This window comes from Shigella sp. FC1544 (genome assembly GCF_001722145.1).
In the GTDB taxonomy this organism is placed as follows: Bacteria; Pseudomonadota; Gammaproteobacteria; order Enterobacterales; family Enterobacteriaceae; genus Escherichia; species Escherichia coli.
The window spans coordinates 1-13,417 of record NZ_MECT01000012.1 but is presented as its reverse complement, the minus strand read 5'-3'; the positions used below and the strand labels follow the sequence as shown (position 1 = coordinate 13,417).

The following is a 13,417-nucleotide window of genomic DNA, read 5'->3' as shown; positions in this document are numbered from 1 at the left end:
TTTCTGGTGCGTACCGGGCTGAGAGGCGGTGTAAGTGAACTGTAGTTGCCATGTTTTACGGCAATGAGAGCAGAGATAGCGCTGATGTCCGGCAGTGCTTTTGCCGTTACGCACCACGCCTTCAGTAGCGGAGCAGGAAGGACATCTGATGGAAATGGAAGCCACGCAAGCACCTTAAAATCACCATCATACACTAAATCAGTAAGTTGGCAGCATTACCGGACATTAAAACCTAATAACTGCCTTTTCGCATAGATGGTATAAATACCTTTTCGACTGACGCGATCACTCAAGCCGTAATGGTGAATACGGGCAATGCGCTGCACCCTACCTTCAAACTGTACGCTGGCAGAATCGGCGCTGGCTGCAGTTTTCAGGTATTTTGTGGTGCGCAGCTTTGTAAACATCTGACGTTTGATGCGCCCCTTTTTGCTGCGTGCTGTTACCCTGCGCGGCTCATAACTGCTGCCATCTGGATTGCGCTGCATCCTGATATTCTGCTGCTGTGTCCGGCGCAGTTCCTGCGCCAGCTGGCGCATCATGCGGCTTCTTGCGGCTGGCTCCAGATTCGCCAATAATGCACTCAGCCAGTCGTCCACCTTCTGCAATTCAGCCACGTTTCACCGTCCACATTTCTTCAGGTTCATCAGGTTCCGCTACCGCTTCAACGTTCGACACACTGCCGTCAGTGCTGACCAGCACACGCTCCGTCAGTTGCAGGTTAAGGCTGATATCACAGACATCGTTGCGCAGAATATCCACCTCAAAGGTGAATAGCTTTTCCCGTAACGCCGGGTTATTGATCGCATCGGGCTGGTTATCCCGCAGCCACAGCAAAACCGGGGCCATCAGCAGATTCTGGTCGCCGCTGAAATCTTCAATCACCACGTTCAGGGTGTAGCGGTACTCCCATGACATGGAGCTAGCCCCGGAGGCAACCAGCGAACCGTTATCCACAAACAGATGCAGTTTGTCCGGGTTATTACGGACATAAGGCACTGCTTTATTGAGGGCGTGGCGCAGGGATTGTGGTTTGTTCACTATTTCGCTCCTGACACGCAATAATCATGTCCACTTTGTCTGCACAGACCGCCCAGGCGGCCTCCGTTTCATCCAGCAACGCATTCAGATCACCGTTAGTGCGCGGCGCTGCCTGCTCCAGCCGACACGGCGTCACTCGCGGACAACCACTGACGGTAAGCTGCACCTCCGGTGAGTGCCGGACGTTCCCGCAGCCGGATAATGTCAGCAGGCAAAGGAGTATCAGCCCAGCGACGTAAATCCTCGTTCTCACGTTTCAGTTCCTCAATCCGGCGTTGTCGTTGTCTCAGCAGTACACTGGTCTGTTCTGCTTCGGCATAGAGCCGCGCCTGCTCCCGGTTATTGGTTTCAGTCAGAATGGACAGGCTGATAAGCTGGCTGTTGCTCTTTGCCAGTGCCTGGCTTTTGCTCTGCAGCTCGTCTGCCTGCGTGCTGATGGTCTGGCTGGCATCAGCCAGCCGCCACGTCTGCCAGCCCAGCGCCGCCAATAATAACGCCAGCACAACCAGCAGCAACCGGTTCATGCGGCTACCTGTTGCGCCATCTGATTACGGGTGATCCAGAAGGCAATAACGGTCAGCAGATAAAAGACCAGGGTAATGGCCCACCCCGTCCAGGCGAGACTGACGACAATCAGCAATCGTATCACCCAGCTGATAAATACGTTTTCTTTTCGGGTAATTGTCTTCAGTAAAGATGCCCTCAACTCCTGCCAGAGCGGGCCATTCTTAATTAACGAAGCCAGTGCTACCGGAATTACCGCCCATGTCAGTAAACAGGCTACCCAAACGCCGGACGCTGCCAGTACCGGAAAAATCCCCTGCGGATACACTATTGCTGCGATTAACAGCGCCATCCATAACATCAGAAACAGCCCGCTGATTAATTTCTTTTTCATTTCAGTTTGCTCCCTGTAAACACCAGGCCATCTCCCGCGCACGGCGGTTATCCAGCCCCTGATTAAAAACACCTTTCACATAAACCCAGCGCGGCAACTGTCGGCACGCATCCGCCCAGCGCCGCTGATTGAGCAATTTCACCAGCGTGGAACTGCAGGCATTGCCCGTACCCACGTTGAAGGCAAACGACACCGCAGCGTCATACACCTTCTGCGGCGGCTGTTGCTTCACACACCTTTCAAGCGCCCGCTCCACACGCAGCACGTTGGAGATCAGCCCTTCTGCTGCCTGTCGCTCCGTAATGGTTTTGCCGGGAATGACGCCCGACGTATTACCAATACCGTCGGTCCAGACACCCGCGCTGCACTGATACGGCTGCAGACGACAACCTTCGTAATCGGCAATCAGTTTCAGTCCCTCCACGGAGGTGTGAAGCTGCTGAAAACCCGGCAGCGTGGCAGCAATAGCCAGCACGGCCCCGACAAGGCAGCGTTTAACGATTGATGGATTCATAGTCCTCCCGCGAGATCTGCCCGTCGCGCAGAAGCTGGTAGGCTTTGTGTTTGTAGTACCAGTTGATAGCCAGCATCAGCACACCAATCATCAGGCCGCCCAGCGTTGAGGCATCCTTGATGGACAAATCGCCCAGCCAGGCCAGCACGACGGCGATGCAATACGTGATAAAGGCGCTGATTCGCTCAAGCGTCATAATTCAGTCCCATAGCTGGACGGTCTGCACGGTGGTGGTGGTCGGAATGTCCGGCAGCTCCACCTGCAGCCCGTGAGGTACAAAGGGGCCGTATTCGGCAAGCCCCGGATTTGCCTTCAGTACCTGCTCCGTGACACCCTGCGTGCGCCCGTAATGACGCCAGCAAAGCGCGTCCACCGTGTCATACTGATGCGCACGCACTTTCATCAGATAAGCTCCACTGTGCAGTGCGGCGCGTCCTGCACCCGGCTGATGGCCCAGCGGGCGTCACGCCACAAATCACCGCTTGCTTCCGCCAGTTCTTCGCCCCGCTTCGCACCGGATGCCGTGGCGTCATAGTCCTGGAAACGTTCGTTGAGCATGGCGCGAGCCCAGCAGTAAACCGCGTTGAAATAGTGCTGAATGCGCTCACTTTTCCCGTCCAGCTGTTCCGACGCATACCCCAGCATCTGCTGCGTCTGCGAAATTCATACAGCTCTGCGTTAACCTCCGAAATTGCCGACAGTGCAACCTACTTTAAACGCGGCTGCGTCACCGTGCCGTCAGTGCGCATGACACTGCGAAACTCCGACAGGTCCACATCAGGCCAGAACGGCGTATTTCTAATGATTTCCGCCTGTTCCGGTGCCTGTTCTGGCGCAACAAACTTCATGCTGCTTTCTCCTGAAATAAAGGGCGGTGGACGGGGTTTTGATGTGGCTGTGCCTTTCGCCACCCCGTGCCGCCCGTGCGCGGGGGCACGTTCTGTCAGCGGCTGTCATTGCGCAGTCTGCGCTCCAGCTGCTGTTTGTCTTTTTTCACGCCACAGCGGGGATCGAGCTGTAACGCATGGTTGAGATGATTAAGGGCGGAAGCCGGATTGCTTTCACTCAGGACCGCGCCAATCGCTTTATGCAGACGTGCCCGTGACTGGTCCGGCATATCCAGACCGTCTGTCAGCTCCAGCGTCTGCAGCAACAGATCGGCATCAAAGCCGGTGGCGGCAAGCATTGCGCTCTGCGCTGCATCTGCCATTTCCTCTGTCAGCACGGTCTGCACGTTGCGGTTGCCCAGCGGCATCACCCATCCATGACGCAGGGCATGACGCCAGATCTCCAGCGCCCCGGCATAATCTCCGGCATCAATGCGCCACAACATCACGTACATCAGCACGTCATCCTGTTGAGCGCCTCCGGCAGCCAGGACACCCTCCGCCCAGGCGGCGTACTTCGGCAGCAGCTCCACTTTGATTTCCGCTTTTTTGACCGTGGACTGAACGCCCTTGAGACGGCGGCGGTCTTCCGCCAGTTGCAGCAGCATCAGGTCATAGCCCGATGCGTGGCGAACACTGCCACCCTCACGGGCGGCCTGTTCAGCCTGAACGCGCAGGCGATGCTGCCGTGCGGGACTCAGGCTCATGGATTACGCTCCGGTTTCGGCTGCGGCGGCGCTGAAATCACTAATCTGGATGTTTTCCACCAGTGCGGCGCAGCGGTAGTCCTCAACCACATAGGCTTCGTTAACGGATTCAAAGTTTTCAATCCGGTCACGTTTCGGGTTGTCGATAACTGAACGGCGGCGGGTGTCTTCCTGCCAGTAGATGGACAGGTTATCCAGACGGGTGATCAGCAGCGCATTCGGCGGGAAGAACGGCGCACGCACGGCCTGCAGGCCACCCATGCGTTTCTGACTGATGATCATATCGGCAGCCAGTTTTTCACTGTTTTCCTGCTCTTTGTTGACCAGCGGGAAATACTTGTCAGACAGCAGTTCACGACCGCAAATCACCACCAGATCGTCATCGTCCTGGTAGACCACGTCGATAAGCTCATTGACGGCATCCATCACCACGGCGTCCAGGTTGGCATATTCGCCACCTTTCCCGACTTTCACTGCGCCCGGTGTGGTTTCACCGCCCGTGGTGGTGCTGCCCATGACGTGATCCGGTGCATCCTCACGGATTTTCTGCAGCCAGCCTTTATTCACATCCTGCAGCAGCGGGTTTTCGCTACGGTTGGAGGTTTTCGCACGCTTCACGCCATTAAAGCCGATCATGATGCGGTCCAGTGCCTGACGTTTCACGATGGCGTCACGGATACGCACCTGAAAATCCTGAAACTTCGCCCACAGGTCCAGCTTCGCGTAGGTCAGCACCGTGTCAAAGTTGGTCTGCTCGCATTTATATTCCACATCGACCATCAGCGTCGGATCGACAGGTTCACGCTCTTTCGCAGTGGTATCAGTGGTTCCGGCAATGGTGCTGCCAACTCCCAACCCCAGCAGCTGACCGGACTGCTCAGTCACTGGCGTGACGTTAATCAGAGTCAGGAAAGCGGCGGACTGCTGGATCTGGTCTTCCAGCGTCTGCTGCACGGACGGCTCTACGGTGAACTTGCTGGACAGTTCTTCAACTGCCACACCGTTCAGACGCGCCAGTTGCTGCAGGTAAGCGTTAAAAGCAAAGCGGGTATTCTTCTTCATCAGGTTTTGTGCTCCATCAGCAATTGGTCAGAGTGTCAGCGGGGGCGTTACCGCCTGTTGCACGCTGGCGGTAGTCCTGGCGGCTGTCTTCATGACTCAGCTTGTCCACCAGTTCGTTAAAGGCGGTTTGCTGTGCCTGCAGGGCAGTCTCCAGCTCAGACAGGCGTTCTTCCTGCTCAGACAGGCGTTCTTCCTGCTCAGACAGGGATTTTTCGGTGCGTGCGCTCAGGTTCTGCTGCTCAGTGGCGACCAGCTCCACGGCCTTATGCACATCAGAGAACCGGGCGTCATCGGACTGCTCTTTTTTGGTAAACAGCGCCGTGACGCGGGCAAACAGGGACGGTTTGTCGTCCTGGACTTCTTCCAGTTCGATCACCGTTTCCTCTGCGGCGGTAAAGAGATTGGCGGGATTCTGCTTGCGGTTTGCCAGCGGGTTATGGGCTGCACTGGCGCTGAATGTCAGCATTTCAGTGCCCAGACTGGCAGGGTCATCAGTGGCAGCCAGGCCGACCAGGTAGGCTTTGCCCGTATCAGCGAACTTCGGGCTGACTTCCATAGAGGTGAATAATTTCTGGCCTTTTTTCACCAGTTCCACCAGGGACTCCGTTGGCTCAACGTCAGCATACAGCGCCATCTTGCCTGCCAGCGGACCTTCCGTGATTTCTTCAGCAAACAGCGCCGTCACCTTGCCGTAGCGGTTAAAGGTGCTGTCCGGCAGATAAGACTTGATGTGCTCAAGGTTAATCAGCGCGGTATACACCGCCGGGTTATAGCTGGCTGCCATCTGTTCCAGCCATTCACGCTGGATTTCGCGTCCGTCGGTGGTGGCACCTTCCACCCCGATGCGAAAACGCTTTGCTTTCACTGTCATGAGCCGTGCTCCGTTAGAAAAAACTTACTGGAGCCTTATGGTTGCGGTGATAGGGGCAGTGAAACAATGCGCGGTATTTGTACCGACAACCACACAAACCGCAGGCGGGGAAAGCCTTCATTCAAGGCTGTAGGTTTGTGCCATGAACACCACACTGACACCCGCAGATCTCAATCCCCGTCGGCAGGCCATGCTGCTGTACTTTCAGGGATACCGCGTAGCCCGCATTGCTGAAATGCTGGGCGAGAAAGTTGCAACCGTTTACAGCTGGAAAAAACGCGACAAGTGGGGTGACTATGGGCCTCTGGATCAGATGCAGCTCACCACCGCCGCACGCTACTGCCAGCTCATCATGAAGGAGCACAAAGAAGGGAAAGATTTCAAAGATATTGACCTGCTGGCGCGCCAGTCTGAGCGCCACGCGCGGATCGGCAAGTTTAACAATGGCGGCAACGAAGCCGACTTAAACCCTAACGTCGCCAACCGCAACAAAGGCCCACGCCGTCAGCCTGAAAAGAATGTTTTCACCGATGACCAGATTGAGAAGCTGGAAAAAAATTTCCATTCCTCCATGTTCAACTACCAGCGCCACTGGTGGGAAGCCGGAAAAACCAACCGCATCCGCAACCTGCTGAAGTCACGCCAGATCGGCGCGACCTTCTATTTTGCCCGTGAAGCCCTGATTGACGCCCTGCTTACCGGACGTAACCAGATTTTCCTTTCTGCCAGTAAGGCACAGGCCCACGTCTTCAAACAGTACATCATCGACTTTGCCAAAGAAGTGGAGGTGGAGCTGAAAGGCGATCCGATGGTGCTTCCCAACGGGGCCACACTGTATTTCCTCGGCACCAATGCCCGCACTGCCCAGAGTTATCACGGTAACCTGTATCTGGATGAATATTTCTGGATACCGAAATTTCAGGAGCTACGCAAAGTGGCTTCTGGTATGGCTATTCACAAGAAATGGCGGCAGACCTATTTTTCCACACCATCCAGTCTGACCCACAGTGCTTATCCGTTCTGGTCCGGTGCGCTGTTCAACCGTGGGCGCAACAAAGCTGACAAGGTGGACATCGACCTGTCCCACAGCAATCTGGCCCCCGGCCTGCTGTGCGCAGACGGGCAATACCGCCAGATAGTCACCGTGGAAGATGCGGTGCGCGGCGCCTGTAACCTGTTCGACCTTGACCAGTTGCGCATGGAGTACAGCCCTGACGAATACCAGAACCTGCTGATGTGCGAGTTCGTGGACGATCTCGCGTCCGTGTTCCCGCTCAGCGAATTGCAGGCGTGCATGGTGGACAGCTGGGAAGTCTGGACCGACTTTCATGCACTGGCCCTGCGCCCGTTTGGCTGGCGCGAAGTGTGGATCGGTTATGACCCGGCAAAAGGTACGCAGAACGGCGACAGCGCCGGATGCGTGGTGGTGGCACCGCCAGCCGTGCCAGGCGGTAAGTTCCGCATTCTTGAGCGTCACCAGTGGCGCGGAATGGACTTTCGCGCCCAGGCTTACGCCATCAAAAAACTGACTGAACAGTACAACGTGACCTATATCGGCATCGACTCAACCGGCGTTGGTCACGGGGTTTACGAGAACGTGAAAGCGTTTTTTCCTGCCGTCCGGGAGTTTGTCTACAACCCCAACGTTAAAAACGCCCTGGTACTCAAGGCCTACGACATTATCAGCCACCGCCGTCTTGAGTTTGACGCCGGGCACACCGACATTGCGCAGTCATTCATGGCAATCCGTCGCGCCACCACCGCCAGCGGCAACCGCCCGACCTATGAAGCCAGCCGCAGCGAAGAAGCCAGCCATGCCGATCTGGCCTGGGCAACAATGCACGCACTGTTTAACGAACCGCTGCAGGGCGAGTCCGCCAATACCAGCAATATTGTGGAGATTTTTTGATGGGAAAGAGTAAGAAGAACCGCGCTGCGGCGACGAAACAGACCCAGCATAAAAACCAGACTTCAGCCGAAGCATTCAGCTTCGGCGATCCCGTTCCGGTTCTGGACCGCCGTGAACTACTGGACTATGTGGAATGCGTACAGACAGATCGCTGGTATGAGCCGCCAGTGAGTTTTGACGGACTGGCGCGCACATTCCGCGCCGCCGTGCATCACAGTTCACCAATTGCGGTGAAATGCAACATTCTGATCAGTACCTACATCCCTCACCCGCTGCTCAGCCAGCAGGCTTTTTCACGTTTTGTGCAGGATTATCTGGTATTTGGTAACGCTTACCTGGAGAAACGCACAAACCGGTTCGGAGAGGTCATCGCTCTTGAGCCTGCTCTGGCAAAATACACCCGACGCGGATTAGACCTGGATACCTACTGGTTTGTGCAATACGGCATGACCACGCAGCCGTATCAGTTCACGAAAGGAAGCATCTTTCATCTGATGGAACCGGACATCAACCAAGAGATCTACGGCCTGCCAGGTTACCTTTCTGCCATTCCGTCAGCCCTGCTCAACGAGTCCGCCACGCTGTTCCGCCGATAGTATTACATTAACGGCAGTCATGCAGGCTTCATCATGTACATGACCGATGCCGCGCAAAACCAGGAGGATGTGAACAACCTCCGCAATGCGATGAAAAGCGCCAAAGGACCAGGTAACTTCCGCAATCTGTTTATGTACTCGCCTAACGGCAAAAAGGACGGGCTTCAGATCATCCCGTTGTCAGAAGTCGCGGCGAAGGATGAGTTTCTGAACATCAAGAACGTGAGCCGGGATGACATGATGGCGGCGCATCGTGTGCCACCGCAAATGATGGGGATTATGCCTAATAATGTCGGGGGGTTTGGGGATGTGGAGAAGGCGAGCCTGGTGTTTGTACGTAACGAGTTAATACCGTTACAAAAAAGAATGATGGAAATAAATAAATTGGTAAGTGAGAACATTGTTAAATTTGATAGTTATAAACTAGCTACTTAACGTAATCACTAAATGAGGTTCTTTAACTCAGCTAAAAAAATTTATTAATAGGCAGCAGTTTTTATGAATTTCTTCAGCGTGCAGATACACGCTGAAGATGCAAAAAATCATATGAGACGACCGTCTGGACTTCTGTTACCTAAATGTAATTCACAGAGTATCCACCTAATCACATCAGGTCGAATTAACCCAGCTACAAAAACCGAATTCCAATTATTTTTACCTTTATGTTTTTCATCCAACAGCAACAACTCGCGAGTCAACAACTCATATACATCGCTATAAGTAGAAAGACTCTTATTCAGTCCTCTAATAACAAGCTCAGGATATAAGTAAAACGACTCCCATTGTTCAGACAAATACCCCTTAATATTATTCTTGATAACAACATTATCAAGATGATACTTAACATTGTTATATTCTGGTGACATTGGGTCAATTATGATTTTTACATCAATTGTAGGTGTTCGCCCTAATTTAGAAAAATTAGCACATATTAATCTTTGTTTTAATATATTATCAAAATATGGATGCAGCATCCGATGGCCTGCAGAATTAGCTATAGTAGTACTTTTGAAAGTATTACATTTGCAAGCAGGAACCAAATTCTTAGTGAATAAAGAAAATTCTGGATAGTTTTCCTTGGGTAAAACATGATCCAAAGTCCCGCTATGCATTGAACCACACATTGGACATAGAGAGTTAGAATTAGCTGCTCTTATATCATCAATTATAGATAAACACTTTGCGGGATTGTTATAATAATATCTCAAAGCTTCAGCAATATTGTTACTCAATACGCCACAAGAATTGACATTAAGATACCCTTTATTCTTTATGTACGATCTATATGCATTAAGTATAAATGTATCCTGTCCATTCAGAACAGAATGATGTTTTAATCTCTTATTTGCAGATAGTTTTTTAAATGCAGAATAATCTTTAAAAACAGGTCTTTTTAATTTATTCATTTCAATTGCCCATTTCATTTCTCAACGCAGTTAATACATTAAGTGATAAGTCCTCGCTATATTTAGATTCAACATCATCCCAAGACATATTCTTTGCAATTATATTGTTTTTTACTTTATTTAAAATTTGAGTTGGTTCACTCTCACCGAAAACAAAATATGAGATATTTCCTATATTCGCCCCAAAAGTACTCAATCTCGGTTTTTCGCTAACAATTACCCCATCATCTCGTCTTCTGAGTATTGTCACTTGCTCCTTAAAAACCTCCCGAACAAGATAAACCGAATGCGTTGCTATGATAGCTGAAGAGCCTGTCTTTTCTAATAAATTATCAAGCAATGCCATAAATTTATTAATAAATGAAGGATGGAGATGTGTTTCTGGCTCATCTATTAATAGAAGAGTCCCATTCTCAATATACAAACAAACTTGTACACAAAACTTAATAAACGATATTTCCCCACTACTCAAAGGGTAACATTTATTTTCAATAAGCCTCAAAGGCTCGCCAGAGAGAATAATTTCAGAATATAATGATAGTCTAGATTCTTCGCCTCGAGAATTAAGCTCATTTAATTTAACAAATGGTGAATTTTCACCGCCACATTTGATTACTAAATCGTTGTTACTATTTAGAACACTCAGTGCATCAACAAATATATTCCACCTTTGATTATAGCCGATAGCGTCGTTACTCCTCGCTAGTTGCACTATTAAATCATTCAAGTTTAATTTGGATTTTGATTCACGATTTAAAGTCAATCTTTTGTACCATATCAATGATTTTATTCTTTTATCGGTTGGAAATGAACACTTACTTTCATTTGTTGGAGAAAAAGCAATGAGCCTACTAATTTGAATTCGTTCTTCAATGCTCACACCGTTAGAATCAACTACAGCCACCAAATTATCCTTTCCTTTAATCGCAGCCAATGCGATTTCTCTAAGCGTTTGGCTTTTTCCTACACCATTCTCGCCTATAATTATGGAAATTCTTTTTGGTAAATCATGCTCGTGATCAAAATTAAAAACATAAGATACATCTTCTTCATTAACTTTATTCGAATAGCTAATCTTGATGTGCTGTGATAAATTACCCAACTCCTCATATTGAATACCGGAAAGAACTGTTCCTGCATTTTTGAAAGTAAAATACGACTCAGACTCTCTAATGAAAGATTTATTAAAGATATCAGAAGAGATTGCTTTTTTCCTCAAATTCTCTGCACTAGCGTCACTTTTCTTAGAAACAACATCATTAATGAAATTTAATATATATTTGGATTCATTCACCCCAAAAAATCTTACTAGTCTTCGATAATTATTCATATCCTGAAGCATGACAAAATAATCATTAAACCCCTCATCCTTTAAATTAGATTCTTCCTTTTTTTTCACTCGCCTTATCAGTTCTGCTTTTCCATTTCGTTCCTCCTCTGAATTCAAAAAACCAATATAACCATTCAGTGAAATTATATCCTTACACTCTTTTTTATTAAAAATAGATATTTCGACTCTACTCAAATATCCAAAATCATTCCAATCGCTTCTTGATGGGACTATTTTTATATAATTACCAGAATCAGATATCTGTTGATTATTTGTAATTAAAAAATATAAACTATAATTTTTATTTTTCTTGACTAACATTATTACCCTCTCACTTCATTAGTGATGATTTATTTTGGAATTATTTTACACACTTATACCTAGCGCGCAATCGTATCCCCGCCACGCCTGCCCGCTTTATGTAGTGGTTTTCATGCACCTGCATGATCTACGCAAAAGCCCGCCAGTTCTGGCGGGCCTTAGCAAAAACGATCCTCAAACGATCATGCGATCTCATGCGGCATAGACATGCACTACAGAGCTAACGCCTCGCAAGGGCTCGTTGTTCAACCTTGCTGACGCCAGAAGCTAGTTCAGACGCCAGCAACGTTTCTTAATGCAGCCAGCTGTCGTCTTCCCACACCTTCTGCATAATTTTCATCACTTGTTTTCTTTCTTCGTCCAGTTGCAATCCGGTAAGTTCCACACCGTTAGAGCTACCTTTGCGGATACGAATTACCGTTTTGGGATACAGAGGGCGCAGATTGCGGTAAAGCTCGGATTCAAGAGCGTCCAGGGTAGACTGGCTAATCTTCTGCTCTTTATCGATCATTATTTCAATGCGCATAAAAGTCACCTCAGCTGATGACATCCATTGAGCGGTTGTATTCGTGGGTTCTGATTTTTGCCATGAGTTCATCAGTCAATTCAGAAACCCACTGCAGAGCCAGCCCCTTCTCTTCATCACTACACTCACTAGCCGCTACAAGCTTAAGAAAAAAATCAATGCGCTGGAGCTTCAAAGACTCCAAAAAATAGTCCTGCATCTTTCCTCCTATGACACCACACGCAATACTGCATGCATAACCACTGTTTATATTTACAGTATATAATAATCTTACTGATGTAAAACGTTTTTTTACGTTCATCAGCCTGATATGCCTGGTATTATTAAGAGCACGAATTGTTAACCCGCGTAATTAATACAGGTTCCGCCACTGATCATCTTCCTGCAAACGCTGGTTCCGATAGAAGATACGCAGGCCTGCTCCTGACGGAATACTGCCTCCGCGAAGGAGTAAATCGACCTCTTTCTCGCTGCCATCAAATCCTCTGGACTTCAGCTCATACACGAGCTGCAGTCGCTGATGGTCTGTAATTCGCTGTTTGTAGTCTTTACGCCGTTTCGGTTTCACCAGGCGTAACCTTGCTGCCAGTTCCCGGCGCTCTTTTTTGCTCATACTGTGCAGGTAATCGTGCAACTCCTTGTCATCCATGCTGGTAATGTCCGTTCTGGGGTTCCCATCAGCTGATTTATCTTTCTCCTGTTGGTTCAAATTTTCAGCAAGGGGACAGTTATTGCCACGAGTCCAAGGGGCGCAAGCGCCCTGGTCGGCTGCCGCCTCCTGAACGTCAACGGCTTTACGAACCATTTTCCACTTCACTGCATGAGTGCAGATCTTGCCTTCTGCAATGGGTGACCAGATGCCATAAATACGAATACCGTGATCGCCATAGGCGGTCGGCTCTTCATTGATTTCATAAGCGGTTCTGATCAAGTGATATTTGCGAGGAACCAGCACGCCGCCCTGCCTCATAATGTAGGTGGCAAAACAGCCAGCATCAGCAGCAGCCAGGATGGCATCAAGGCGCGGGTTATCCAGTACCGGCGCACCTGCTTTTTTGTCACCCTGCTGCCTTGCCGCCTGACCAGCCAACAACCGCAGTTCACGGTAAGCCTGACGCCCTGGAATACCAAAGAAGCGGAATTGCTGAACACGATGCAGAGACGCCCAGGGATTAACGTATTCAGCGTTATCACGCAGGGATTTACCCGTTTCCTTGCTGATCTCGCCAGCCAGACCACGCCCGTCAATGGTAAGCGTGCAGCAAGAACCGTATTGACGGGGATGTGTTATTCAGTCGGCAGTGCTACGCGCCAGGGGAGCAGTTCGCCGACCCGGTTTATCGGCCAGT

The 13,417-nt window shown here is 50.0% G+C and carries 18 protein-coding genes and 3 pseudogenes; 3 read left to right on the top strand and 18 right to left on the bottom strand.

What is annotated here, in order from left to right; translation table 11 throughout:
• The 13 genes and pseudogenes from BGK49_RS24880 to BGK49_RS01085 all read right to left on the bottom strand — a co-directional run.
• Positions 1 to 165 (bottom strand): IS1 family transposase (locus BGK49_RS24880; protein WP_047664789.1); only part of this gene is annotated, 165 nt, incomplete at its 3' end.
• Between the two features lie 50 nt (positions 166 to 215).
• Complete coding sequence (locus tag BGK49_RS01135) at positions 216 to 617, bottom strand: phage virion morphogenesis protein (RefSeq protein ID WP_000829134.1); 402 nt, start codon at positions 615 to 617, stop codon at positions 216 to 218.
• Positions 610 to 1,041: a phage tail protein gene (locus BGK49_RS01130; protein WP_001039925.1), complete on the bottom strand. Its 432-nt coding sequence runs from the start codon at positions 1,039 to 1,041 to the stop codon at positions 610 to 612. Before BGK49_RS01130 ends, BGK49_RS01135 begins: the two co-directional genes overlap by 8 nt.
• Positions 1,004 to 1,252, bottom strand: coding sequence for an Rz1-like lysis system protein LysC (gene lysC, locus BGK49_RS30780; protein ID WP_223229653.1), 249 nt, complete (start codon positions 1,250 to 1,252; stop codon positions 1,004 to 1,006). The genes BGK49_RS01130 and lysC overlap by 38 nt, the downstream gene beginning before the upstream one ends.
• Positions 1,137 to 1,565 carry an Rz-like lysis system protein LysB gene (gene lysB / locus BGK49_RS01125; protein WP_001442125.1) on the bottom strand — a complete coding sequence of 143 codons (429 nt, stop codon included), beginning with the start codon at positions 1,563 to 1,565 and terminating at the stop codon, positions 1,137 to 1,139. The genes lysC and lysB overlap by 116 nt, the downstream gene beginning before the upstream one ends.
• Complete coding sequence (locus tag BGK49_RS01120) at positions 1,562 to 1,939, bottom strand: DNZ54_00345 family protein (RefSeq protein WP_000727844.1); 378 nt, start codon at positions 1,937 to 1,939, stop codon at positions 1,562 to 1,564. The genes lysB and BGK49_RS01120 overlap by 4 nt, the downstream gene beginning before the upstream one ends.
• Before the next feature lies 1 nt (position 1,940).
• Positions 1,941 to 2,453: a lysozyme gene (locus BGK49_RS01115; protein WP_001069905.1), complete on the bottom strand. Its 513-nt coding sequence runs from the start codon at positions 2,451 to 2,453 to the stop codon at positions 1,941 to 1,943.
• Entirely contained in the window at positions 2,434 to 2,649 is a 216-nt protein-coding gene (locus BGK49_RS01110) for an HP1 family phage holin (protein WP_000171568.1), read from the bottom strand. Before BGK49_RS01110 ends, BGK49_RS01115 begins: the two co-directional genes overlap by 20 nt.
• Positions 2,650 to 2,652: 3 nt before the next feature.
• Complete coding sequence (locus BGK49_RS01105; RefSeq protein WP_000868179.1) at positions 2,653 to 2,856, bottom strand: tail protein X; 204 nt, start codon at positions 2,854 to 2,856, stop codon at positions 2,653 to 2,655.
• Positions 2,856 to 3,301: pseudogene (locus tag BGK49_RS28865) on the bottom strand (head completion/stabilization protein). Before BGK49_RS28865 ends, BGK49_RS01105 begins: the two are co-directional and overlap by 1 nt.
• A 95-nt stretch (positions 3,302 to 3,396) precedes the next feature.
• Positions 3,397 to 4,047: a phage terminase small subunit gene (locus BGK49_RS01095; RefSeq protein ID WP_000059202.1), complete on the bottom strand. Its 651-nt coding sequence runs from the start codon at positions 4,045 to 4,047 to the stop codon at positions 3,397 to 3,399.
• A 3-nt stretch (positions 4,048 to 4,050) separates the two neighbouring features.
• Positions 4,051 to 5,109 carry a phage major capsid protein, P2 family gene (locus tag BGK49_RS01090; RefSeq protein ID WP_000742516.1) on the bottom strand — a complete coding sequence of 353 codons (1,059 nt, stop codon included), beginning with the start codon at positions 5,107 to 5,109 and terminating at the stop codon, positions 4,051 to 4,053.
• Between the two features lie 16 nt (positions 5,110 to 5,125).
• Entirely contained in the window at positions 5,126 to 5,980 is an 855-nt protein-coding gene (locus BGK49_RS01085; RefSeq protein WP_069375679.1) for a GPO family capsid scaffolding protein, read from the bottom strand.
• 142 nt (positions 5,981 to 6,122) lie between these two features.
• Here BGK49_RS01085 and BGK49_RS01080 point away from each other — a divergent pair, with 142 nt between their 5' ends.
• Together BGK49_RS01080 and BGK49_RS01075 are read left to right on the top strand one after the other, a co-directional pair.
• Positions 6,123 to 7,889: a terminase ATPase subunit family protein gene (locus tag BGK49_RS01080; protein ID WP_069375678.1), complete on the top strand. Its 1,767-nt coding sequence runs from the start codon at positions 6,123 to 6,125 to the stop codon at positions 7,887 to 7,889.
• A pseudogene (locus BGK49_RS01075) lies at positions 7,889 to 8,920 on the top strand (phage portal protein). Before BGK49_RS01080 ends, BGK49_RS01075 begins: the two are co-directional and overlap by 1 nt.
• Positions 8,921 to 9,027: 107 nt before the next feature.
• Here BGK49_RS01075 and BGK49_RS01070 read toward each other — a convergent pair.
• The 5 genes and pseudogenes from BGK49_RS01070 to BGK49_RS01050 all read right to left on the bottom strand — a co-directional run.
• Positions 9,028 to 9,891 carry an HNH endonuclease gene (locus BGK49_RS01070; RefSeq protein WP_005007304.1) on the bottom strand — a complete coding sequence of 288 codons (864 nt, stop codon included), beginning with the start codon at positions 9,889 to 9,891 and terminating at the stop codon, positions 9,028 to 9,030.
• A gap of 1 nt (position 9,892) precedes the next feature.
• Positions 9,893 to 11,542 carry an AAA family ATPase gene (locus tag BGK49_RS01065; RefSeq protein ID WP_000960487.1) on the bottom strand — a complete coding sequence of 550 codons (1,650 nt, stop codon included), beginning with the start codon at positions 11,540 to 11,542 and terminating at the stop codon, positions 9,893 to 9,895.
• A 292-nt stretch (positions 11,543 to 11,834) separates the two neighbouring features.
• Positions 11,835 to 12,068 carry a DinI-like family protein gene (locus BGK49_RS01060; protein ID WP_001217575.1) on the bottom strand — a complete coding sequence of 78 codons (234 nt, stop codon included), beginning with the start codon at positions 12,066 to 12,068 and terminating at the stop codon, positions 11,835 to 11,837.
• A gap of 10 nt (positions 12,069 to 12,078) precedes the next feature.
• Positions 12,079 to 12,267: a hypothetical protein gene (locus BGK49_RS01055; protein ID WP_001154434.1), complete on the bottom strand. Its 189-nt coding sequence runs from the start codon at positions 12,265 to 12,267 to the stop codon at positions 12,079 to 12,081.
• 153 nt (positions 12,268 to 12,420) lie between these two features.
• A pseudogene (locus BGK49_RS01050) lies at positions 12,421 to 13,317 on the bottom strand (replication endonuclease); the annotation flags it as partial.
• On the opposite strand from BGK49_RS01050, the gene BGK49_RS30720 reads away from it, so the two are divergent.
• A partial coding sequence (locus BGK49_RS30720; protein ID WP_197672274.1) for a hypothetical protein occupies positions 13,222 to 13,417 on the top strand: 196 nt, incomplete at its 3' end. The pseudogene BGK49_RS01050 and the gene BGK49_RS30720 overlap by 96 nt on opposite strands.

Excerpts from the sequence above, each read along its gene's own strand:
- lysB (WP_001442125.1), bottom strand. The coding sequence starts at position 1,565 with ATGAACCGGTTGCTGCTGGTTGTGCTGGCGTTATTATTGGCGGCGCTG.
- BGK49_RS01120 (WP_000727844.1), bottom strand. The coding sequence starts at position 1,939 with ATGAAAAAGAAATTAATCAGCGGGCTGTTTCTGATGTTATGGATGGCG.
- BGK49_RS01115 (WP_001069905.1), bottom strand. The coding sequence starts at position 2,453 with ATGAATCCATCAATCGTTAAACGCTGCCTTGTCGGGGCCGTGCTGGCT.
- BGK49_RS01110 (WP_000171568.1), bottom strand. The coding sequence starts at position 2,649 with ATGACGCTTGAGCGAATCAGCGCCTTTATCACGTATTGCATCGCCGTC.
- BGK49_RS01105 (WP_000868179.1), bottom strand. The coding sequence starts at position 2,856 with ATGAAAGTGCGTGCGCATCAGTATGACACGGTGGACGCGCTTTGCTGG.
- BGK49_RS01095 (WP_000059202.1), bottom strand. The coding sequence starts at position 4,047 with ATGAGCCTGAGTCCCGCACGGCAGCATCGCCTGCGCGTTCAGGCTGAA.
- BGK49_RS01090 (WP_000742516.1), bottom strand. The coding sequence starts at position 5,109 with ATGAAGAAGAATACCCGCTTTGCTTTTAACGCTTACCTGCAGCAACTG.
- BGK49_RS01085 (WP_069375679.1), bottom strand. The coding sequence starts at position 5,980 with ATGACAGTGAAAGCAAAGCGTTTTCGCATCGGGGTGGAAGGTGCCACC.
- BGK49_RS01080 (WP_069375678.1), top strand. The coding sequence starts at position 6,123 with ATGAACACCACACTGACACCCGCAGATCTCAATCCCCGTCGGCAGGCC.
- BGK49_RS01070 (WP_005007304.1), bottom strand. The coding sequence starts at position 9,891 with ATGAATAAATTAAAAAGACCTGTTTTTAAAGATTATTCTGCATTTAAA.
- BGK49_RS01065 (WP_000960487.1), bottom strand. The coding sequence starts at position 11,542 with ATGTTAGTCAAGAAAAATAAAAATTATAGTTTATATTTTTTAATTACA.
- BGK49_RS01060 (WP_001217575.1), bottom strand. The coding sequence starts at position 12,068 with ATGCGCATTGAAATAATGATCGATAAAGAGCAGAAGATTAGCCAGTCT.
- BGK49_RS01055 (WP_001154434.1), bottom strand. The coding sequence starts at position 12,267 with ATGCAGGACTATTTTTTGGAGTCTTTGAAGCTCCAGCGCATTGATTTT.